Below are 20,172 nucleotides of genomic sequence, written 5' to 3'. Positions count from 1 at the left end.
TTAGCGCGCTACATCAGAAGGTCTGCCAGTCGTCGTCGGACGTGGCCGCGGCCGTTGCCGGCTCGCGGCGGTCCGCCTTCGGAGCGGGCGCAGCGGGGGCACGCGCGGGCGCGGGCCTCGAAGGTGCGGGTCGCTTGACCGCGGCACTCGCAACGACATTCGCCGCCGGCGCGAGGCTCGCCGTTGCAGCGCGCCCCGCCGAGCCGATATTGAACACGGAAACCATCTCGCGCAACGCCGTGGCCTGCGAGGACATCGACTGCGCCGCCGCCGACGCTTCCTCGACGAGCGCCGCATTCTGCTGCGTGACTTCGTCCATCTGCGTGACGGCCTGGTTGACCTGCTCGATGCCAGTGCGCTGCTCGCCCGATGCGGCCGAAATCTCGTTCATGAGGTCGGCTACACGCTTGACCGATTGCACGATCTCGCCCATCGTGCGGCCCGCGTCGTCCACGAGCGCCGTGCCGTTGTTCACGCGCTCGACCGACACGCTAATGAGTTCCTTGATTTCGCGCGCCGCCGTCGCGCTGCGCTGCGCGAGCGTGCGCACCTCGCCCGCCACGACCGCGAAGCCGCGGCCCTGTTCACCGGCTCGCGCCGCTTCCACGGCCGCGTTGAGCGCCAGGATGTTGGTCTGGAACGCAATGCCTTCGATCACCGAGATGATCTGCGCGACCTGTTCGGAACTGTTCGCGATATCGCGCATCGTATCGACCACGCGGCCTACCACTTCGCCGCCGCGCGTGGCCGTTTGCGAGGCCTGACCCGCCAGCGTGTTGCCCTGCGTTGCGTTGTCGGCGTTCTGCTTGACCGTTGCCGTGAGCTCTTCCATGCTCGCCGCCGTTTCTTCGAGCGAAGCGGCCTGTTCTTCGGTGCGCTGGCTCAGGTCGGTGTTGCCCGCCGCAATCTGGGCGGAAGCCGTCGCGATGCCCTCGCTGCCGGTGCGCACACGGCCCACCAGATCGACCAGGCGCTCGTTCATGTGACGCAGCGCGCCGAGCAACTGAGCGGCCTCGTCGCTGCCGTCCACCTGGATGCGCGCGGTCAGGTCGCCACGCGCCACCGTCTCTGCCACTTCCACGGCCCGAGCAATCGGGCCCGTGATCGAACGTGTGATGAAGAGCGCAATCGTGGCGCCAAAGCCAATGGCGATCACGATCAGCACGATGGTCCAGGCGAACGCACTGTGGTACGCGTCCTTCGCCATGGCGACTTCGGCGGTCGAGCCATTGTGATTGAGGGTCACGTCCTGGTTGATGAGGTCCATCAGCGCCTGGAACGATTTCGCCGATGTGGTCGAAACTGCGGCGCGCGCGTCGGCCGCTCCGCCGTCTGCGGACATGGCGAGGGCATCGATCTTCTTGTCGTCGTCGAGATACTGCGACCACGCGGTGCCGATCGAATCGGCCACGCGGCGCTCTTCGGCCGAGGAGACCAGCTTCGAATAGCCGTCGAACGTCGAGCCGAACTGGCTGACCATCTGGGCGTGCTGATCGTGCAGCGCGGCCTTCTCGCTAGCGTCGCCGGAGATCAGCATGCGCAGCGACGTGCGGCGCACGTCCTGCGCCTGATTACGCAGATTGCCTAGCGTCTCGATGCTAGGCAGCCAGTTCATGCCGATTTGCTGCGTGCCGTCGAATATGCGCGACGCTTGAAGGAGCCCGGTCCCGCCCACTGCGCCGAGCAGGAGCAACACAATGGCAAAGCCCGCGCCGAGACGCGGGCCGATTTTGATTCTGGTAAGGAATGACATGGGGACGCCGTAGTGAGAGGTCATGTGTATTGACGACCACGACGCCAAAAAATTAAGTCACTGTTGCAAATATAACAGCGCGTAAGGAAAGCACGAGGCAAGCGAACGATCGATCTCTTTTCATACGATTAGGATACCGTATCAATTGAATCAGCCATGCGCCACGCAAACTCCGACCTGTGCGATCGCCGCATCGCGCTGTGCCGAACTCGCACGCGTCGCGCCGGTGAGATAGGTCGTGACAAGGATGGGCGCGCGCCCGGCGGGCCAGACAATCGCCACATCGTTCGCCGTGCCGCGCTCGCCCGTGCCGGTCTTGTCGCCCACGCGCCAGTCCTTCGGCAAGCCCGCGCGCAAACGCGCGTCGCCCGTCTTGTTGGCGACGAGCCACGCAACGAGTTGCTCGCGCGAAGCCGCGGAAAGACGCTCGCCCAGCAGCAATTCGCGCAGGTTCGCGACCATGGCGGCGGGCGTGGTCGTATCGCGCGGGTCGCCGGGTATTGCTTCGTTGAGCGTGGTCTCATTGCGGTCGAGGCGCGTGACCGGGTCGCCAAGGCTGCGCGCGAAGGCCGTAATCGCGGGCGGCCCGCCAATGCTCTCCAGCAACAGGTTCGCCGCCGTGTTGTCGCTGCGCGTGAGCGCCGCTTCGCACAGCTCGGCGACCGTCATGCCCTCGCCGCCCGCGCGCGGGCCGCTCACCGGCGAATACGACACGACTTGCGCATGCGAATACGCGACCTTGCGCGCGAGATCTTCCTTGCCTTGATCCTTGCGCGTCAACACGGCCGACGCGAGCAAAACCTTGAACGTGCTGCACATCGGAAAGCGCTCGTGCAGCCGCCAGCCGCGCACGCGGCCACTCGCCGTGTCGAGCATCGCGACGCCGAGCCGCCCGCCCACCTGCGCCTCGATGGCGGCGAGCTGCTTTTCCAGCGCGCCCGTTTGGGCGGGCTTCGCCGCGCTCGCACCTGTCGCGCCGAACGCCTGAGATGCAACACCAGCTATCGCTCCGCCTACTACCGTCATCGTGAATCTACGTCGTGTGATCATGGCTTCTCCCTAAAGAGCCGCCACTATCGCGTGTTCTCCGTGAGGTGACAAACGATGATAAATTGCGCCACGCCCCAGAAAAACTTATGGCTCGATCATGCGACCGAATCTGCCCCTCAATGCCTTGCGCGCCTTCGAATCGTCGGCGCGGCACCTGAGCTTCACGCGCGCGGCGAGCGAGCTGAACGTCACCCAGGCGGCCGTGAGCCAGCAAGTCCGCATGCTCGAGGAGCGGCTGGGCGCGACGCTCTTCAAGCGCCTGCCGCGCGGTCTTGCGATCACCGACGAAGGTCTCGCGCTGCGCCCCGTGCTCACGGATGCGTTCGATCGCATCGAAGCCGTGTTGCGACAGTTCGAGGGCGGCCACTTTCACGAGGTGCTGACCGTGGGCGCCGTGGGGACGTTCGCGGTGGGATGGTTGATGCCGCGCCTGAAGTCGTTTCACGACGCGCATCCGTTCGTCGAGTTGCGCATCATGACGAACAACAATCTCGTCGATCTCGCGGGCGAAGGGCTCGACTTCGCCATTCGGTTCGGCGACGGCACGTGGCCGGGTTCGCGTGCCGTGAAGCTGTTCGACGCGCCGCTCGCCGCGCTCTGCACACCCGATATCGCGCAACGCCTGCAGCGGCCCGCCGATCTCGCCAACGAAAAACTGCTGCGCTCGTATCGCGCCGACGACTGGACGCTCTGGTTCGAAGCCGCCGGACTCGCGCCGCGCCCGGTGCGCGGACCCGTGTTCGATTCGTCGCGGCTCATGGTGGAAGCGGCCATGCAGGGCGCGGGCATCGCGCTCGCGCCTGTTTCGATGTTCGAGCGCGATCTCGCGGCGGGCCGGCTCGTGCGGCCCTTCGATATCGAGGTGCACGCGGGCAGCTACTGGCTCACGTCGCAGAAGGGGAAAACGGCGACGCCTGCCATGCGCGCGTTCAATCAATGGATCGCGAAGGAAGCGGGTAGCGGCGAGAACGCGTGAATGGTGTGTTACGCGCCGGCTTGCAGGAGCCGCGTGTGAAGCGCATCGATTTCCGTTTCCGCGAAAACCTCGATGCCGTGCTGGCGCAGCAATGCGGTTGTCACACCCGCGCCCGCTTGTTTGCGGCCCGTGAAGCTGCCGTCGTAGATAACGCGGCTGCCGCAGGAGGGACTGCCGTCCACGAGCAATGCGAAGCGGCAGTCGCGCGCGAGCGCGAGTTCTAGCGCCACATGCGCGCCATCTACGAACAGCGCGGTAACGTCCGCGCCGCGCACGTCGATTACGTGCGCGTGTCCAGCCAGCACCGCAGTTCCCAAAGCGCCATGCGCGATCTCCGCAGGCGGCCTTGGCACGCCGAACCCGCCTGCCACTTCAGGGCAAACGGGAACGAGGCGCCCCTCGCGCTGCCACTGTTCGATCAGTGCATGCGCAACGGTTTTTGCCGAGCCGTTGTAACGGACCGGGTTGCCGAGCAGACAAGCGCTAACGAGTATTCGGTGGAGCATGCGGGATACGTTCGGATTGCACGAATCCTTCGCATTCTACGCGCCGAAATCGTGAAACATCACATTGCCATCGCGAGGCGCGTCGCCTGTTCGATGGCGCGCAGCGCGTCGAGTTCGGCGGCAACATCGGCGCCGCCTATCACCTTCGGTGTTGCGCCGCGCGCGACGAGTTCATCGTAGAGCGTGCGATTCGAATGCTGGCCCGCACATAGCACGACATGATCGACGGCCAGCACCTGCGGCTTGCCGTCGACGCTGTAGCGCAGGCCTTCATCGTCGATTGCGTCGTACGTCACGCCTGACGTCATCATCACGTTCGCCTTGCGCAGGCGTGCCTTCAAGATCCATCCCGTCGATTTGCCGAGCCCCTTGCCAAGCGGCTCCGCCTTACGCTGGAACATATGCACGCTGCGGCGCGGCGCGCCATGCGCGTCGACGCGCGTGACGCCGCCTCCGCGCGTATTGGCGAGATCGACGCCCCATGCACGGAAAAATGCGCCACGGTCCAGCGATTCCTGCGCGTCGCCCAACAGATACTCGGCCACGTCGAATCCTATGCCGCCCGCGCCGATGATCGCCACGCGCGCGCCCACTTCGACCTTGCCCGTGAGCACGTCGATATACGAGACCGCCTTCGGATGATCGACGCCAACGATATCGGGCACGCGCGGCGCAACGCCCGTGGCGATGACGATCTCGTCGAAGGCCTCGCTCGCGAGCCCATCGGCCGTTGCAGGCTCACCGAGCCGTACAGTCACGCCGAGGCGCTTCAAACGCACGTCGAAATAGCGCAGCATCTCGTGAAACTCGGCTTTGCCGGGCACGACCTTCGCCAGATTCAACTGACCGCCCAGCCGCGCATGGGCCTCGAACAACGTCACCCGGTGGCCGCGTTCAGCCGCGTTGGTCGCGAACGCCATGCCGGCGGGTCCGCCGCCCACCACCGCAATGCGTTTGGGCTGCGTGGCCTTGCCCGCCGCGAATTCGATCTCGCGCCCGGCCCGCGGATTGACGAGGCATGTCGCCGTACGATCCGTGAAGATGCGGTCGAGGCACGCCTGATTGCAGCCGATGCAGGTGTTGATTTCGTCGGCCATGCCAAGCCGCGTTTTCTTCGCAAAGTCCGGATCGGCAAGCAGCGGGCGCGCCATCGAAACGAGATCGGCCACGCCGGAGGCAATCAGTTCTTCAGCAACCTCGGGCATGTTGATGCGGTTCGACGCCATCACCGGAATCGATACCGCCTCTTTGACGTTGCGAATCGCGTCGCGCCAGGCCGCGCGCGGTACGCACGCCGCAATGGTCGGCACTGCCGATTCGTGCCAGCCCACGCCCGTGTTGATGAGATCCGCACCGGCCGCTTCGATCTCCTGCGCGAATGCCGCGATTTCGGCGCCGCCCATGCCGCCTTCCACGAGGTCGATGGAAGAGATGCGGTAGATCAGCATGGGCTCGCGGCCCATTTCCGCGCGCACGGCACGCACGATATCGAGCGCGAAGCGGATGCGGCCTGCGAAGCTGCCGCCGAATTCGTCGTCGCGCCCGTTGGTGACGGCCGCCGTGAACTCGTTGATCAGATAGCCTTCCGAGCCCATGATCTCCACGCCGTCGTAGCCGGCCTGAACCGCCAGCGCAGCCGTGCGGGCGAAATCGGCGATCGTGGCGCGCACCTCCTGCGTACTGAGCGCGCGCGGTGCGTACGGGTTGATTCGTGCCTTGGCGGCCGTGGGCCCCACGCATTCGGGCACTTTCGCATAGCGGCCCGCGTGCAGGATCTGCAGCACAATCTTTCCCCCGGCCTCATGAACCGCGCGAGTCACGACGCGATGCTCATCGAGCTGCTCCGCGCGGTTGAAGAGCGGGCCGCCCGCCTCCATCACGCCCTCGGGGTTCGGCGCGAACCCGCCGCTCAGGATCAGGCCGACCTCCCCGGCTGCGCGCGCCGCATAGAACGCGGCGAGACGCTCGTGCGGGCGGTCGAGCGTTTCGAGCCGCGTGTGCATCGCGCCCATCACCATGCGGTTGGGGAGCAGCGTCGCGCCAACGCGAAGCGGGGTCAAAAGCCGGTCGTAGTTCGCCATGGGGGTTGTCTCTTGATATTCTCGTGCGTCGTTCTCACACTCTAGGCGAGCGCTTAAATTACGTCAACATCATGATATATATCGAGGGCATGAGGAGGGGGATTGCCCAAATGGACGGCACGCCCACTTCCCTTCACTATTTTCGTATCAGGTATTTGTCTCATTGCCTGCGCACCCGCGCGGGTACCGAAAGGCGCCCATGACCCAGAACGACCCTTCGTACGACCAGTCCGTCTCGTCCATTCACAACCGTTTGTTCTTTCGGCTGTTCCAGGCGGGCAACACGCTAGACCGGCAAACGACCAAGGCGCTCGGCATCACGACCGTGCAGTGGTCGGTGCTGGGCGCGCTGTCGCGCCCACAGGTGGCGCAGGGCATGTCGTTTTCCGAGCTGGCCGACTATCTCGTGGTGAGCCGCCAGAGTCTCGACGGTGTGCTCAAGCGTCTGGAGCGCGACGAGCACGTGCTGCGCGTGGCCGACACCGTGGACCGGCGCGCGAAAAAAGTCGTGCTCACCGAACAAGGCAAAGTGTTCTGGGAGAGCCTGCAGCCGAAGATCTACGAGTTCTATCGCCAGGCGCTCGCGAGCTTTCGCTTCGACGACAAGGTTTCGCTCGTGCATTTCCTGAATCAGCTGAACAAAGGCATGGACGAGATCGATCTGGGCGCACAGGCGCAGCGCGAGCCGGAGTGAATGCCCCCTCTCGCTTTCATATCGTGCAATGCGCGCCCGGTGTGTGCAAATGACGCAGTTCCGGATGCGGGCCGGCAATTGCACATGGAAGGACACCTTCTCTTATCGTGAAAGACATCACGTAACCCATTGAACGGCAAGGCAATTGCAGCGCAACAAAGCGGCAGGGAAGTCGTCTTTCACTGCGATAGACTGAAACGAACGACGCTTCTTATTCGCTTGTTATTCAATGGAGACTCATCATGGACGTGTATATCGAACCGTTGCCGAGGGGCCAATGGGGGCCAATCGATGGCTACGCCCTGGAATTCGCGGACGGCAGCAAGTTCGCCGACAACATCTTCCGCTCGGAGCATCTCGCGATCAGCGAGATCGTCCTGCGGGGCTACAAGCCGCTGCTGGCCAAGGTCCGCATTACGGACAAGCAAGCCAACGCACATTGGCAGCGCCCCGAGAGTTCGCGCTGACGCGCGCAACACGATTGACGCCTCATGCCGCCTCCTGCATGATCGTCCTCATGAACGCGCACCTGCTCACCACGACGACTACCACGACCGCTTCCGGCGGGTCGTGAGTTCGGTGCGCGCACATTAGATATCGTATCGATCACAAGGCCCCGCCAGCAATGGACGGGGCCTTGTCGTTTCTCCGTGCGTTGCGGGCACAACCACCGGAGAGCCACCATGCCCAGCCTCGCTCGCGCCCTTCTCGTCATCGATATGCAAGAAGGCCTGTTCAACGGCCCCAATGCACCGTTCGAGGGGCAGCGCGTACTCGCCAATATCGAGCAGTTGATCACGAAAGCCCGCAAGGCCCGCGCGCCGGTCTTCGCCGCACGCCACGTCGGGCCGCCGGGTTCGCCCATCGAGCCGGGCAGCCCGCTCACGCGCTTGCTGCCGGCGCTCGCCATCGACCCGGATATCGACAGCGTGTTCGAGAAGCGCCGCCCCAATTGCTTCACCGGCACCGATCTCGCGCAGCGGCTCGCGCACGCCAACGTGGGCGAGCTCGTCATCGCGGGAATGCAGACGGAGTATTGCGTGGATTCGACCTGCCGCGCCGCGGGCGACCTGGGCTTCAAGGCGCTGCTCGTCGCAGACGCCCACACGACCATGGATACGCCCGTGCTCAGCGCCGCGTCGATTATCGAGCACCATAACCGCACGTTGAGCGGTCCGTTCGTCAAGCTCGTTAGCACGGCGGATTGTGCGTTTGAGTGAGCTACGGCGCGCGCGCAGGTGTTCGATCGCATCCGCAGCCCATGGTGCGCGTGCGATCGAATGCCTGGTCGTGGCAGCTTCCGTCAGCAGTCCGTGGTTTAGAACCCCTCGAGCACGAGCTTGCCGCGCGAGCGGTTCGTCTCCACGAGCTCGTGCGCCCGGCGCAGGTTCGCCGCATTGATGGTCCCAAAGCTCTCGTTGAGCGTCGTGCGCAGCACGCCTTCGTCGATAAGCGAGGCCATACGGTTCAGCAGTTGGTGCTGGCGAATCTGGTCTTTCGTGCCGAACATCGAGCGCGTGAACATGAACTCCCAGTGCAGCGCCACGCTCTTCCTCTTGAGCTTGCGGAAGTCGACCAGCTCGGGGTCGTCGATCAGCGCAAGATGCCCCTGCGGATTGATCGAGGCGACGATCTCGTCGAAGTGATGATCGGTCTGGTTCAGGCTCGCGATATAGTCCACGCCTTCCATGCCGATGCGCTTGAGCTCCTGCGAAAGCGGCTTCGTATGGTCGATGACGTGATGCGCGCCCAGCTCGCTCACCCACTTCGACGTTTCGGGCCGCGAAGCCGTGCCGATCACCGTGAGGCCCGTGAGCTTGCGCGCCAGCTGCAGGAGCACCGAGCCCACGCCGCCCGCCGCACCGATCACGAGCAGCGATTCGCCGGACTGCGCCGTGCCCTCGGGCACCTTGAGCCGATCGAACAGCAGTTCCCACGCCGTGATGGAGGTGAGCGGCAACGCGGCCGCCTCGGCGAAATTCAGGCTTTGCGGCATGCTGCCCACAATGCGCTCGTCCACCACGTGCAGTTCGCTGTTGGTGCCGGGGCGCAGCAGCGAGCCCGCGTACCACACGCGATCGCCCGGCTTGAAAAGTGTCACGTCGCGGCCCACGGCACGCACAATGCCGCTCGCGTCCCAGCCGATCACTTTCGCCTCGCCGTTTTCGGGCGCCATATTCGCGCGCACCTTCACATCGACCGGGTTGACCGACACCGCGTGCACTTCGACGAGCAGATCGCGCGGGCCCGGCTGCGGATCGGGCAGTTCGAGATCGATCAACGATTCGGGGTCGCTGATGGGGAGATTGCGGTAGTAACCAATCGCTTTCATCGTGAATACCTCCAGACAGTCAAATTGCAGGAAACCGGCTCGGTTGGGCGAGCGGTTCGAAGTGATACAGGTCCGGGTCCGCCGAGAAGTACGGCCATAGCGCGTGCAGGAAGGTCCGGAAATCGCCGTGCATCATGAACGCGCTCTGCGCGTCGAGGCTGTCCCATTCCACTTCCAGCACATAGCAGCCTTCGTCTTCGCACTGCGGACCCAGGCGATGACCGCGATAACCCGGCTTGCTCGTGAGCAGCGGGCAGACGCGCAGCCAGGCCGCCTCGAAATGCGAAATCTTGTCGGCTCTCAGGTAAAAGCGGCCTATCGCGACGATCATCGAGGCCTCCGTGCCGTTCGTGTTGGTACGAATAATCGGCCAGCGCGAGCCGCGCGCATAGCGGCAAACGGCGAATTCAGCTTCAAAGCTGCTTTGAAAATCGCGCGCGGGATCGAGCGGCGGGAGCGGCGGAAAGGCCGGAGCCAGCGGGCCAGGTGTCAGGTCCGTAGCGGGCTGACTGCGCAATGACACGTCAGGCAAGAAACGCGGCAATACGATCGCGCAGCACGTCGCGCAATGCGTTGACGGTTGGTGAGAGCATCGTGCGGTGGGCGCACACGAGATGCAGCGGCGCGCCTTCGCCTTGATACGCGTCGAGCGCGGTTTCGAGGCGGCCCGCCTTGATATCGGCAAGCACGTCCAGACGCGACTTGTATGCGAGGCCATGCCCCGCCACGGCCCAGCGGCGCACGAGTTCGCCGTCGTCGCTGCTGCGGTTGCCTTGCACGGTTACGACGCTGGCATCGTCGCCGCGATAGAAGGTCCAGCGGTCGTGCAGTGTGTCGCTCAGCGCGAAGCGCAGGCAGTTGTGGCGCGAGAGATCGGCGGGCGAGGCAGGTTTGCCGTGACGCGCGAAATAGCCGGGCGCGGCGCACAGCACGCGCCGGTTTTCGGGCGCGAGCGGCAGCGCGACGAGAGAGGAGTCTTCGGGCACGCCATAGCGAACCGCCACGGCCACCGGGGAGCGGAACATGTCGGTCACGCTGTCGCCAATGTGCACCTGGAACGACACCGCCGGATGCTGCGTCTGGAAGTCGTCGAGCCAGGGCGCGAGCACGTTGCGCCCGAGATCGGAAGGAATCGACAGCGAAACGCTGCCGCCGATCATCTTGCGCCCACGCGCTACGGCGTTCTGGCCGGCCTCCACCTGCTCCATGACACCGCGCGCGTAGTCCAGGTAGCGCTCGCCGTCCGGCGTGAGGCGCAGACTGCGCGTGGAGCGTGCGAGCAGGCGCGTGCCGAGTTCGGTTTCGAGGCGCTTGAGGCCCGCGCTCGCCACGGCGGGCGTGAGATCGAGCTGACGCGCGGCGGCCGAGAGGCTGCCGTTGTCCGCCGCACTGATAAAAATGACGAGGTCTTCCAGTCTGATCATGTTCCGTCGCGTCTCGTTGGGCTGCGCTCGCCCCGCAAGCCGGCGCGGCAGTCATGGAGTATGCGAACTGTACAGGAAGCCGCCGCGCGCGGGCCTCGTGCGCGGATCAGCGAAATGGGCAGCGGTTCTATACTTCCCAGTTGGAAACGCAGGTCGTTCATACAGGAGTACGAGGCAATGCTGAACTATCCCGCCGCCTACCAGTCGACCACGGGCTCCGCGCTCGACGTGAACAAGCCCTTTTACCGCCGTATCGCTGAAGAGCAAGGTCAGCGCGAGCTGATCGAATCCATTGTCGTGCCGATACGCTCGGGTCAGGCCTGGAGCGTCCCCGCCGGGCACGTGTTTCGCATCGTGACGATCGAAGGCCCGCAAGTGGCCGACCTCAATCTATGGAACCGGCACGATCCGCGCGAACGCATGTGGGCTTCGCGCACGCGCCAACTCCAGCAGGCGCACGTGAGCACCTTCGACCGCCTGTGGTCCACGCTGCCCTTCCTGCGCCCGCTCGTCACCATCACGGACGACAGCCTCGCCGGCTACGGTGTGGACGAGCACGGCGGGCGCGTTCACGACCTGCTCGGCACGCGCTGCGACCCCTACGTGAACCGCATGCTGACTGGCGAAGACTTCCATTTCCATTGCCACTCGAATCTCACGCGCGCCATCGCGCCCTACGGGCTCACCGAATACGACGTGCACGATGTGCTCAACGTGTTCCAGTGCACGGGCCTGAATCTGGAGGACAAATACTTCATGAAGGCCTGCCCGGCGAAGAAGGGCGACTACCTCGAGTTTTTCGCCGAAATCGACCTGTTGTGCGCGCTTTCGACCTGCCCCGGCGGCGACCTTTCGCTGCCGATGTGGGGACCGGACGCGCGCGACCCGCTGGAAGTCTGCCGGCCGCTCGGCATCGAGATCTATCGGCTCGCGCCCGCGCTACTGGAAGGCTGGTCTTCGCCGCCTGTTGCCGAATATCGCGGCCTGCACGGCATGGCTTTGCAGCAGCCCGACTGGAAGTGCGGTTGCTGAGTCGCCCGAGCGCGCGCAGCCGGTGCAGCTCCTCGCGCCAGACAAAAAATCATCGCGCAAAAGCCGTCGGGCCATGCGCCCACCCAAGTGTTCGCATGGCCCGACGGTGTACAGCGGTTGCGGCTTACTGCTGCTTCTCGACCTTCTTCGGCTTCGGCGGCGTTTCGACCTTCGCGTACTGGAACGCGGGCGTGGCCTTCAGCGCATCCTTGGTTGCGCCGGGCAGATAGAGATTGCCCTGGCGCACGTCGAGCGACGCGATGGGTACGGCCACGTCATGCGAACCGACGCCGAGGAAACCGCCCGCCGCAACGATGGCCGCGGAAACCGAGCCGTCCGGTGCGACGATCAGGTCGCGCACGGTGCCGATTTTCGCGTTGTCGTCGTTATAAACGGGCTTGCCGAGCACGCTCTTCTTCACGCTCCAGCCTTCGAGCAGTGCCTGCGACTGCTCGATCGACACGCTCAAGGGCTGCGCGCCCGCGATCTGGGCATTCGCGCTGGCACTGGCCACCACGGCGCCGAATACAGCTACGGCCAACATCGTCTTGCGGAAAAGCATCTTGTTTCGCTCCTGTATTCCGGTTATTTCGCCGCGCAGGTCGTTGCGAGTCACTGCGAGACTGCGGGCGGAGTGTATGGTAGCCGGTATGGCGAGGCGCTGCGCTCAAGCTGTTTGCGCGAAAGCAACTAAAGGGACGCCTGACGCAAAAACGCCGCCAGCCCTACGGAAGCCTCGGCGAAGCGCTGCTCGAGAAAGTCGAGCAGCGTGCGTACGCGCGGCGCCATATAGGGCGTGCGCTGAAAGAGCGCGTTTACAGGCACGTCCGGGCTGCGCCACTCCGGCAAGAGCAGCTTGAGCCGCCCAGCCTGCAAATCGGCGCCTATGTCCCAGATCGACTTCATCACCACGCCGCGCCCTTCGATCGCCCACTCGCGCGCCAGCGCGCCGTCGTTGGTCTGGCGCGAGCGCTCGAGCGGCGCCGAAAAAAGCGCGGTCTCTTCGCCGCGCGCGAAGCGCCAGTGGTTCGCCACACCCGCCGTCGAGGCAAGCAGGATGAAGTCGTGCTCATGCAACTCGTCGGGGTGGCGCGGCAAGCCATGGGCGGCAATGTAGTCGGGCGACGCGCACAGCGCGCGGCGATTGTCGGCCATGCGCCTCGCGACCATCCCACTATCGGCGGGCACGCCAAAGCGAATCGCGAGATCGATATCGTCTTGAAGCAGGTGCGAGAGCGAATCGGAGAGCACGAGCGTGAGCGTGACCTGTGGATGCCGCTCGTTGAATTCGTCGAGCCAGTGGCGCAGCACGGCGCGCCCGAAGTCGGACGTGGCCGACACACGCAGCGCGCCGCTCACCGAAGTGCGCCCGGCTTGCAGCGCGGCGCGCGCGTCGTCGAGCGTTTGCAGCGCGTGCTGGCAATGCGCGAGATACATGCGGCCTTCGTCGGTCAGGCGCAGCTTGCGTGTGGAGCGCTCGAACAACTGCGTGTGGAGCACGCCTTCCAGCTTCACGAGCCTCGCACTCGCCGCGGCGGGCGAGAGCCCAAGCTTTCTGCCGGCAGCCGACAGGCTGCCAAGACTGGCCGCTTCGACGAAAAGGCGAATGTCTCCGAGATTGTCCATGGCTGCGCATTGCGATGAAGGTGACAGCGATGGTAGCGCGATACGCCTGCGCGGCCCGCGAAGCGTGCGGACCGCCACTGGCATGCACAGTGCGCGCTTATTTGGCGACTACGCCCAGTTGCTGCAGGAACGTGAGGTTGTCTTCGAGGTGCCAGTTGTCGGTGATCTTGCCGTCGCGGATGCGGTAGATGTCCGTGGCAATGAAATCCACCGGCTGGCCCTTGCCCTGCACGCCGTTGAAGGTCCCCGTGAAATGGCCCGTGAAGTGCAGATGGGTTACCACGCGGTCGCCCGTCACGATCATCTGCTCGACGTCGGCATGCACGTCGGGCACCGCGCCGTGGAACACCTTCGATGCCGCGAGCGGCCCGGCCACGCCTTGCGGGCGGCCGGCGGGCAGCGTGCGGTCCGTGAAGTCGGCGGCCAGCGCTTCGCGGGCCTGGGCTTCGTCGCCCGTGCTCCAGAACGTGTCGTAGAGGCGCGCGGCGCGAATCTGCTGTTGTGCCTGATGCTTCGGCAGGCTCTTGTCGACGATGAGTTGTTGCGGCTGCACCAGGCTGTCGTTCGTCGCCGCTGCGGCCGGCAACGCGATACCGAGCAAAGCGGTGGCGGCGGACAGCGTGGCGACAGAGGCGCGGAAGACAGCAGAGAAAGCGGTTTGCGTGTTCATGTGAGACTCCTTGAATGCGTGATGGTCAAATTCACTGAATCGGTTGGAAACAATGTAATTCGTACTGCGTATCATGCGCGGGAGCACAACCAGAATGGGAAGCCGCTTGGTTGTCTCCAGAAAGCGGTGGAACCGCTGTGGAAGTGCAACCATTTTGCTTAATACCGTGCCGTTTGATAATGAGTCCCGTTCTTGAATGATTTTCAAGCTGGACAGAAAAATCGATTGAAACGCGACGCTTGTTTGCTAACGATTGTTTTCCGTGAGTCGAGGCCGGCGCGCTGCTGTCGGCAGACGTCTAAGTTGAACGGACTTACCAATATAAATCAGCTGTTTAGCTACGATTTCGTCATAGCTCAATCAGTCACTGCTGCGAACGATATTGGTTCGATGCTTTCGGCGGGGCTGTCCTACCAGCCATACTTGAGCTCGATACCAGCGTAGTCGGCATTATGTCCACCCGCCTGGCGTATCGTGTTCCCCACCTGGAAGTGCACGGCTTCGATCGAACCAATGAGGTTCGCCGCAATCGTCCAGTCCGCGCGCAACTGCACATACATGCCGGTCCACAGCGTGCCCTTGCCCGCTGTGCCGGGCACGACCTGACTGCCCTGCTGATACACAGCGTCGCCGGTTGTCTCGCGCCACTGGAAACCGAGCGCGCCGAGCAGCGCAAGATTCGCGGTCGGTTTGAGCGTGATGGAAGGCTTCACGTGAATCAGGTTCGAATAGCCGGTATAGCCGGCAAGCGTGAAGTAATAGCCGTTAGGAAACAGTGGATTGAAGGTCCCGATCCGGCCGTCGTTCGGATGCCGGTCGCCCGAAGCTGCATCGACTTGCAGCCCGATGCGCGGCGACCAGGGCATGTCGAGCTTGTAACCGGCAATCGTGCCGATTGCCCACGCGCCGATCGTGCTGTTGCCGACCGTTCCCGACTGCAACATGCCTTCAGCGTCCCAGTCGAAGCGCCCTTGCGTGCCCGTGTATCGCAAGTCCCATACGTCACGGCGCTCAGCGCCGCTCGCATCGAGATATCGCGCGTTGCTGCGGTTATAGCGGGACCAGTAGCCGGACAGATCGCCGGGACCCACAGACTGGCGCTCGAAACGCACGCCGCTGAAGGTGAGATTGCGGTTCGACACGTCGTCGAACACGGTCGCGTCGCGATACTGCACGGGCTGCGTTGCGTACGCAATGAAGCGCCACTTCTGATACTCGTAGTCGGCCCAGACCGCGTCGAACGCCTGGCGCACGTTCGGACCATCGCGCACGGAAATGAAACGCTGCAAGTCGAACGCCATTTCCTGGCGCCCAACGCGAACCTTGACCGTGCCGCCGCCAAGCGCGCCGGTATAGGTCACAAATGCCTGCTCGACATCGAGCGGATTCTTGTCCACAGGCGTAACCGAGTTCTTGCCGAACGGACGCGCGTCCTCGAGCTGCACGAAGAACTGCCAGTGCTGTGCGAGACGCGCATCGGCATGCACTTCCACGCGCTGGATCAGGTACGTGTCCGACTGCGCGGACCCGATGCCAAAGAGCGGCGCGTTGTTGCTTTCGATCCGCTCGCGCAGATTCGCGCCGAGCGAAAGATACGATGACGGGTCGCCGCCGAGCGGGATGTACTTGAGTCCGTCGAGCGGCTTGCGCGGAACGCAGGGATTGGCGAGCACCGACCAGTCTTCCTGCCAGCGATTGAACATCACGACAGGACGTTTGACGTCGCACGCGGCCGCCGCGATGCTACCCGTTTGCGCCGCCGCGTTGCCAGCCGTATTTCCCGTATCGGCCGTATCCGCCGGGTCGGCCGCGACGCTCGTTCCTGCGGCGGGTTGTGCCGCGTTTTGCGCGAACGCCGCATCGGCGCCCGTCAGCAACAGCCCAGCAATGGCCGTCGCGCCGGCGGCTTTTTCGAAGCGCCGCCCGCGCATCGTGCTCGATACCATGAATTTCCCTGGCCGTTCCCGGCTTGTAGTTGAATGTATCCGACCGCCTCATGCGACGCGTGCACTCGCGGCGACATCATTCGCCGCGTTGCTTCATGTGTGCCCCGGCGTGGCCGTACGCTCGTGTTCGCCCGTGGTCAACGCGAGCCCTGCAAGCGCGCACGCCGGCGCGAGCAGCGCCCAGAAGCCCACGTATCGCAACCCCAGCGCGCCAGCCGTGGCGCCGATTGCAAATGCCACGATGGCCGGCATCATCTTCCCGAAGCGCGCACGCGCTGTGTCGCGTGAGCTTGCGGGCGTACTCGCGGACAGCATGTCGACTACGTCCAGGATGGCTTGCGTGACGTTGCCTGTCATCACCGTATTCGGCACGGCGGGACGCTGGATCAGGCGCGGATGCGCATTCTGCACGCCCATCGCGAACGCACCGACCACACCGGCCGCGATGACCGGCAGGCTGTCGGGCTGGCCGACCGGCGTCGCCCACACGCCCGCGAGGCAAAAGCCGGCCATGAGCACGGCCTGCACCGCATGGAGCACGCGCGCGCCCTGACGTGCATGCGCCTCGGAGAGCGAGCGCACCAGCAGGCTGCTGAGAACAACCCCGCCGACGAATGCGGGAAACACGATCAGCTTGAGCAAAATGCCCTGGCCGTAGCCTGCAACGCCTGCGCCGATCAGCACGAAGTTGCCTGTGACGTGCGCGGTGAAGAGCCCGAACAGCGCCACGAAGCTCAGCGTGTCGACGAATCCGGCGATGGCGGCAAGGATCGAGTCCTCGTGCTTCATTTCGCGGCGTTGGCGTGGATCTCAGCGATATAGCCACCCGGGAACTGGACGATCGCGGCGTCGCGCCCTTCGGACGTGAATGGCGCAACGAGCACGGTCACGCCCGCGGCCTTTGCTTTCTCCAGCGTCTGGGCAAGATTCGCCACTTCGTAGCCCGTCATTTCCCGCCCGAAGGGGTAAGGCAGATGGCCGTCGGTCACGAGCACGGTCATCTTGCCGAAGCCCGATTCGATGCGGACACGGCGATAGGTATCGTTCGGGCGCCCGATTTCGACGCCCGGCGCGTTGGCTTCGTCGGACACCACTTTGCCGTGCGAGAAGTTGACATAGGCATGAACCAGCTTGTGCAGGCTTTGCGGCGATACGTACACGCGATTCTCGGGCACGGTCTGCAGCGGATCGTAATGCGGTGCCTGGGTATGCCAGTAGATCTGCATATTGACGCCGCCCGGCCACGTGAGAACCGCGTCGCGGCCGATCGGATCGGGGAACGTATCGACGATCACATCCGCGCCTAGCGCACGCGCCGACTTCATCGCCGCGTCCATGTCGGTCACGAGGTAGCCCGTACGTTCAGCGCCGAACGGCCAGGGAACAGGCGTCTTGAAGCCGAACACGGAGATCGTGCCCGCCGGCGTGAAGACGAGTTGCGACATCGTCTGGCTCGGTGTCGGCGTGACCTGGAACACACCCTGCTTCGACTTGCTGCCGCCGAATGTCGCCACGAAGCTGTCTGTGAAACGGTCGAAATCTTCGGGAGCTACATACACATGGGTCGTGTCGTATTGCGGACCGACCGCGACCCACGGCGCCTGTGCCGGCAACACCGGCGGCTTCGCGAACGACACGGGCGCGGCGACGAGGCCGCCCGCGATCATCAGGGCAACGAGTACAGAGCGAATAGCTTTCATAACGGGATTTCCTTGATGTTTCATTTTGCCGGTCAATCATGCTCGGCTGTCGCCGGATGCGGGTTGCGCATCGCCGAGCATGGTTGCGAGCACAAGCGCCGCGATCAGACCCAAATGCTCGAAAAAGCTGTTGAATGCGATGAAACGCGCCGTGCCGCTCTGGTTCCAGAAGTCGTTGGCAACCAGCATCGCCACGACGGTGAGCATGCCGAGGCCGCCCGCGCCAATCCAGGTAAAACGGCGCAGCACCACGCACAACGATCCGCCTATTTCGACCACGATCGCGAGCCCCGCCCAAAGTGCGGGCGGATGCAGGCCGAAATGCGCCTGCTCCGCGATAGCGCTGTCAAAGTGCAGCGCCTTGTTGACGCCGCCGATCAAATACGCGGACACCAGCGCGACGCGCATGAGCGGCGCCACCCACCACTGGGAAAGCAGCGCACGGACCCATGCGGGGTTGCGAGTGCCGCTCCGCGCCATCATGTCAGATCGCCCAGCAGGAGCATCCGAACGCGCCCCAGAAGCCCTTGGTGTCAGAAGTCGGCAACGTGCTGGCCCATGCGCTCGCGTGGCCGTGGCCATGCAAATCGCAGGCGTTCGCGCAAGCGCACATTGCTGCGGCCGCCGCACGCTGCAACGGCGAACCCTCGCGCCGAGTCGCGCCCCAGCCGCCATAGCCGCCGTACTGGCGTACCGGCGACCAGTCCGGCATGGCGGGCGGAATCGGCGCATCGTATTGCGAGAACGGGCCCGCGCCCCAGACGATCCTGCCGCCGACTACCGTGAGCAATGCCGTCGTCGTGGCGATATCGTCTTCGGCGCACGCAAAGAAGTCGCGGTCCGGCACCATGAGGTCGGCGAGTTGCCCGACCGCGATGCGGCCTTTGCGGCCTTCTTCATTCGAGAACCAGGTGACGTATTCCGTCCACATGCGCAGCGCTGTTTCGCGATCGAGCAGATTGCGCTGCGGGTACATCCGCAGGCCGCCGACCGTCTTGCCGGTCACGAGCCACGCGAGCGACACCCACGGGTTGTACGACGCCACGCGCGTGGCGTCGGTGCCAGCCGAGACCTTGATACCCTTGGCGAGCATCTTCGCAACTGGCGGCGTCGCTTCCGCTGCCTGTGCGCCGTAGCGCTCGACGAAATACTCGCCCTGGTAGGCCATGCGATGCTGCACGGCGATGCCGCCGCCCAGCGCGGCGATGCGGTCCATCGAGCGCTCTGAAACGGTTTCCGCATGATCGAAAAACCAGTTGAGGCCCTCGAGCGGAATATCCTGGTTGACCCGCTCGAACACGTCGAGCGCACGGCTGATGGTTTCGTCGTAGGTGGCGTGCAGCCGCCACGGCCAGCGGTTCTGCGCCAGCACGCGCACCACGCCTTCGAGTTCGCCCTCCATGCCAGGCGGCAGTTCGGGACGCGCGACACGGAAGTCCTCGAAGTCGGCCGCCGAGAACACCAGCATTTCGCCCGCACCGTTATGCCGGAAGTAGTCCGAACCATCGTGATACTTGACCGTGCGGGTCCAGTTCACGAAATCTTCCTTTTCGGCGTTCGGCTTCTGCGTGAAGAGGTTGTACGCGATGCGCACCGTCATCTCGCCCGCCTCGTGGAGCTTGCGGATGACTTCGTAATCGTCGGGATAATTCTGCGAGCCGCCACCCGCGTCGATTGCGCCGGTCACGCCAAGGCGATTGAGCTCGCGCATGAAATGGCGCGTCGAATTGTATTGATACTCGGGCGGCAGCTTCGGGCCTTTTGCCAGCGTCGCGTAGAGAATCGACGCATTGGGATTCGCGAGCAACAGCCCGGTTGGGTTGCCCGCACTGTCGCGCAGGATTGTGCCGCCGGGCGGCTCGGGTGTTTCCTTCGTATAGCCCACCACGCGCAGGGCCGCTGCGTTGAGCAGCGCGCGGTCATACAGATGCAGTATGAAGACGGGCGTGTCGGGCGCCACGGCGTTGAGCTCTTCGATGGTCGGCAGGCGCTTCTCTTCGAACTGGTGCTCGGTGAAGCCGCCGACCACACGCACCCATTGCGGCGCGGGCGTGATCGCGACCTGCTGCTTGAGCATTTCCATGGCAATGGCGAGCGAGCGAACGCCGTCCCAGCGCAATTCCATGTTGTAGTTGAGGCCGCCACGAATCAAATGCAGGTGATTGTCGATCAACCCAGGCAGTGCCGCCCTGCCGCCGAGATCGACGACCCGGGTCGCGCTGTCCGCGAGCGGCATGACCTCCGCATCGCTGCCCACCGCCACGAAGCGGCCATCCGCGATCGCCACGGCGGTGGCGCGCGGGTTCGAACGGTCGAGCGTAGTGAACCGTCCGTTGTGCAGAATGAGATCGGGATGGGTAGCGGTTGCACACATGTGCGTTT

Annotated in this window: 20 protein-coding genes; 5 read left to right on the top strand and 15 right to left on the bottom strand. The window is 64.4% G+C overall.

Annotated features, from left to right (window positions below; all coding sequences use genetic code 11):
* Nucleotides 1-13 precede the first annotated feature (13 nt).
* Both U5A57_RS03890 and bla read right to left on the bottom strand, forming a co-directional pair.
* On the bottom strand, nucleotides 14-1,753 hold the full coding sequence (locus U5A57_RS03890; RefSeq protein WP_321908342.1) for a methyl-accepting chemotaxis protein: 1,740 nt from the start codon (nucleotides 1,751-1,753) through the stop codon (nucleotides 14-16).
* 150 nt (nucleotides 1,754-1,903) lie between these two features.
* Nucleotides 1,904-2,779 carry a class A beta-lactamase gene (gene bla / locus U5A57_RS03885; protein WP_415764289.1) on the bottom strand — a complete coding sequence of 292 codons (876 nt, stop codon included), beginning with the start codon at nucleotides 2,777-2,779 and terminating at the stop codon, nucleotides 1,904-1,906.
* 121 nt (nucleotides 2,780-2,900) lie between these two features.
* On the opposite strand from bla, the gene U5A57_RS03880 reads away from it, so the two are divergent.
* Complete coding sequence (locus U5A57_RS03880) at nucleotides 2,901-3,779, top strand: LysR family transcriptional regulator (protein WP_321908338.1); 879 nt, start codon at nucleotides 2,901-2,903, stop codon at nucleotides 3,777-3,779.
* Nucleotides 3,780-3,787: 8 nt separating this feature from the next.
* Here U5A57_RS03880 and U5A57_RS03875 read toward each other — a convergent pair whose 3' ends face one another.
* Nucleotides 3,788-4,285, bottom strand: coding sequence for a DUF523 domain-containing protein (locus U5A57_RS03875; RefSeq protein WP_321908336.1), 498 nt, complete (start codon nucleotides 4,283-4,285; stop codon nucleotides 3,788-3,790).
* Between the two features lie 59 nt (nucleotides 4,286-4,344).
* On the bottom strand, nucleotides 4,345-6,366 hold the full coding sequence (locus tag U5A57_RS03870; protein ID WP_321908334.1) for an NADPH-dependent 2,4-dienoyl-CoA reductase: 2,022 nt from the start codon (nucleotides 6,364-6,366) through the stop codon (nucleotides 4,345-4,347).
* A gap of 199 nt (nucleotides 6,367-6,565) precedes the next feature.
* Between U5A57_RS03870 and U5A57_RS03865 the strand changes: the two genes are divergently transcribed.
* The 3 genes from U5A57_RS03865 (at nucleotide 6,566) to U5A57_RS03855 (ending at nucleotide 8,280) form a co-directional block, all read left to right on the top strand.
* A complete protein-coding gene (locus U5A57_RS03865) occupies nucleotides 6,566-7,060 on the top strand; it encodes a MarR family transcriptional regulator (protein ID WP_321908332.1) in 495 nt (164 codons plus the stop codon).
* Between the two features lie 242 nt (nucleotides 7,061-7,302).
* Nucleotides 7,303-7,527: a hypothetical protein gene (locus U5A57_RS03860; RefSeq protein ID WP_321908330.1), complete on the top strand. Its 225-nt coding sequence runs from the start codon at nucleotides 7,303-7,305 to the stop codon at nucleotides 7,525-7,527.
* 216 nt (nucleotides 7,528-7,743) lie between these two features.
* On the top strand, nucleotides 7,744-8,280 hold the full coding sequence (locus U5A57_RS03855) for a cysteine hydrolase family protein (RefSeq protein ID WP_321908328.1): 537 nt from the start codon (nucleotides 7,744-7,746) through the stop codon (nucleotides 8,278-8,280).
* A gap of 98 nt (nucleotides 8,281-8,378) precedes the next feature.
* Here the strand turns inward: U5A57_RS03855 and U5A57_RS03850 are convergent, their stop codons facing one another.
* From U5A57_RS03850 to U5A57_RS03840, 3 genes are all read right to left on the bottom strand, one after another.
* The gene (locus U5A57_RS03850) at nucleotides 8,379-9,392 is read right to left on the bottom strand and encodes a zinc-binding alcohol dehydrogenase family protein (RefSeq protein ID WP_321908326.1); all 1,014 of its coding nucleotides are present in this window, start codon (nucleotides 9,390-9,392) and stop codon (nucleotides 8,379-8,381) included.
* 19 nt (nucleotides 9,393-9,411) lie between these two features.
* Nucleotides 9,412-9,723: an antibiotic biosynthesis monooxygenase gene (locus U5A57_RS03845; protein WP_321908324.1), complete on the bottom strand. Its 312-nt coding sequence runs from the start codon at nucleotides 9,721-9,723 to the stop codon at nucleotides 9,412-9,414.
* 193 nt (nucleotides 9,724-9,916) lie between these two features.
* Nucleotides 9,917-10,816 carry a LysR family transcriptional regulator gene (locus tag U5A57_RS03840; RefSeq protein WP_321908322.1) on the bottom strand — a complete coding sequence of 300 codons (900 nt, stop codon included), beginning with the start codon at nucleotides 10,814-10,816 and terminating at the stop codon, nucleotides 9,917-9,919.
* A gap of 177 nt (nucleotides 10,817-10,993) precedes the next feature.
* Here U5A57_RS03840 and U5A57_RS03835 point away from each other — a divergent pair, with 177 nt between their 5' ends.
* Entirely contained in the window at nucleotides 10,994-11,848 is an 855-nt protein-coding gene (locus U5A57_RS03835) for an urea carboxylase-associated family protein (RefSeq protein ID WP_321908320.1), read from the top strand.
* A 124-nt stretch (nucleotides 11,849-11,972) separates the two neighbouring features.
* Here U5A57_RS03835 and U5A57_RS03830 read toward each other — a convergent pair whose 3' ends face one another.
* The 8 genes from U5A57_RS03830 to U5A57_RS03795 all read right to left on the bottom strand — a co-directional run bounded on the left by U5A57_RS03830 (nucleotide 11,973) and on the right by U5A57_RS03795 (nucleotide 20,164).
* Nucleotides 11,973-12,410 (bottom strand): PRC-barrel domain-containing protein, encoded by a 438-nt coding sequence (locus tag U5A57_RS03830; protein WP_321908319.1) that lies wholly within the window; start codon nucleotides 12,408-12,410, stop codon nucleotides 11,973-11,975.
* 128 nt (nucleotides 12,411-12,538) lie between these two features.
* The gene (locus U5A57_RS03825; protein ID WP_321908318.1) at nucleotides 12,539-13,474 is read right to left on the bottom strand and encodes a LysR family transcriptional regulator; all 936 of its coding nucleotides are present in this window, start codon (nucleotides 13,472-13,474) and stop codon (nucleotides 12,539-12,541) included.
* 97 nt (nucleotides 13,475-13,571) lie between these two features.
* The gene (locus U5A57_RS03820; RefSeq protein ID WP_321908316.1) at nucleotides 13,572-14,144 is read right to left on the bottom strand and encodes an ester cyclase; all 573 of its coding nucleotides are present in this window, start codon (nucleotides 14,142-14,144) and stop codon (nucleotides 13,572-13,574) included.
* A gap of 410 nt (nucleotides 14,145-14,554) precedes the next feature.
* Nucleotides 14,555-16,090, bottom strand: a complete 1,536-nt coding sequence (locus U5A57_RS03815; protein WP_321908314.1) for an alginate export family protein — start codon at nucleotides 16,088-16,090, stop codon at nucleotides 14,555-14,557.
* A 93-nt stretch (nucleotides 16,091-16,183) separates the two neighbouring features.
* Nucleotides 16,184-16,879, bottom strand: a complete 696-nt coding sequence (locus U5A57_RS03810) for a YoaK family protein (RefSeq protein ID WP_321908312.1) — start codon at nucleotides 16,877-16,879, stop codon at nucleotides 16,184-16,186.
* Nucleotides 16,876-17,790 carry a glyoxalase gene (locus tag U5A57_RS03805; RefSeq protein ID WP_321908310.1) on the bottom strand — a complete coding sequence of 305 codons (915 nt, stop codon included), beginning with the start codon at nucleotides 17,788-17,790 and terminating at the stop codon, nucleotides 16,876-16,878. The genes U5A57_RS03810 and U5A57_RS03805 overlap by 4 nt, the downstream gene beginning before the upstream one ends.
* Before the next feature lie 36 nt (nucleotides 17,791-17,826).
* Entirely contained in the window at nucleotides 17,827-18,273 is a 447-nt protein-coding gene (locus tag U5A57_RS03800; protein ID WP_321908309.1) for a DoxX family protein, read from the bottom strand.
* Between the two features lies 1 nt (nucleotide 18,274).
* Nucleotides 18,275-20,164, bottom strand: a complete 1,890-nt coding sequence (locus U5A57_RS03795; protein ID WP_321908308.1) for an amidohydrolase — start codon at nucleotides 20,162-20,164, stop codon at nucleotides 18,275-18,277.
* Between the last annotated feature and the right edge of the window lie 8 nt (nucleotides 20,165-20,172).

The sequence above is a fragment of the Paraburkholderia sp. J11-2 genome (assembly GCF_905220185.1).
Lineage (GTDB): Bacteria > Pseudomonadota > Gammaproteobacteria > Burkholderiales > Burkholderiaceae > Paraburkholderia.
Note: the sequence above shows the minus strand (reverse complement) of the source record. Positions and strands in the feature narration are given on the sequence as shown.

Coding starts and splice junctions, on each gene's coding strand:
- U5A57_RS03850 (WP_321908326.1), bottom strand. CDS start 9,392: ATGAAAGCGATTGGTTACTACCGCAATCTCCCCATCAGCGACCCCGAA.
- U5A57_RS03815 (WP_321908314.1), bottom strand. CDS start 16,090: ATGGTATCGAGCACGATGCGCGGGCGGCGCTTCGAAAAAGCCGCCGGC.
- U5A57_RS03825 (WP_321908318.1), bottom strand. CDS start 13,474: ATGGACAATCTCGGAGACATTCGCCTTTTCGTCGAAGCGGCCAGTCTT.
- U5A57_RS03890 (WP_321908342.1), bottom strand. CDS start 1,753: ATGTCATTCCTTACCAGAATCAAAATCGGCCCGCGTCTCGGCGCGGGC.
- U5A57_RS03800 (WP_321908309.1), bottom strand. CDS start 18,273: ATGATGGCGCGGAGCGGCACTCGCAACCCCGCATGGGTCCGTGCGCTG.
- U5A57_RS03860 (WP_321908330.1), top strand. CDS start 7,303: ATGGACGTGTATATCGAACCGTTGCCGAGGGGCCAATGGGGGCCAATC.
- U5A57_RS03840 (WP_321908322.1), bottom strand. CDS start 10,816: ATGATCAGACTGGAAGACCTCGTCATTTTTATCAGTGCGGCGGACAAC.
- U5A57_RS03805 (WP_321908310.1), bottom strand. CDS start 17,790: ATGAAAGCTATTCGCTCTGTACTCGTTGCCCTGATGATCGCGGGCGGC.
- bla (WP_415764289.1), bottom strand. CDS start 2,779: ATGACGGTAGTAGGCGGAGCGATAGCTGGTGTTGCATCTCAGGCGTTC.
- U5A57_RS03865 (WP_321908332.1), top strand. CDS start 6,566: ATGACCCAGAACGACCCTTCGTACGACCAGTCCGTCTCGTCCATTCAC.
- U5A57_RS03830 (WP_321908319.1), bottom strand. CDS start 12,410: ATGCTTTTCCGCAAGACGATGTTGGCCGTAGCTGTATTCGGCGCCGTG.
- U5A57_RS03835 (WP_321908320.1), top strand. CDS start 10,994: ATGCTGAACTATCCCGCCGCCTACCAGTCGACCACGGGCTCCGCGCTC.
- U5A57_RS03810 (WP_321908312.1), bottom strand. CDS start 16,879: ATGAAGCACGAGGACTCGATCCTTGCCGCCATCGCCGGATTCGTCGAC.
- U5A57_RS03820 (WP_321908316.1), bottom strand. CDS start 14,144: ATGAACACGCAAACCGCTTTCTCTGCTGTCTTCCGCGCCTCTGTCGCC.
- U5A57_RS03845 (WP_321908324.1), bottom strand. CDS start 9,723: ATGATCGTCGCGATAGGCCGCTTTTACCTGAGAGCCGACAAGATTTCG.
- U5A57_RS03870 (WP_321908334.1), bottom strand. CDS start 6,366: ATGGCGAACTACGACCGGCTTTTGACCCCGCTTCGCGTTGGCGCGACG.
- U5A57_RS03795 (WP_321908308.1), bottom strand. CDS start 20,164: ATGTGTGCAACCGCTACCCATCCCGATCTCATTCTGCACAACGGACGG.
- U5A57_RS03855 (WP_321908328.1), top strand. CDS start 7,744: ATGCCCAGCCTCGCTCGCGCCCTTCTCGTCATCGATATGCAAGAAGGC.
- U5A57_RS03880 (WP_321908338.1), top strand. CDS start 2,901: ATGCGACCGAATCTGCCCCTCAATGCCTTGCGCGCCTTCGAATCGTCG.
- U5A57_RS03875 (WP_321908336.1), bottom strand. CDS start 4,285: ATGCTCCACCGAATACTCGTTAGCGCTTGTCTGCTCGGCAACCCGGTC.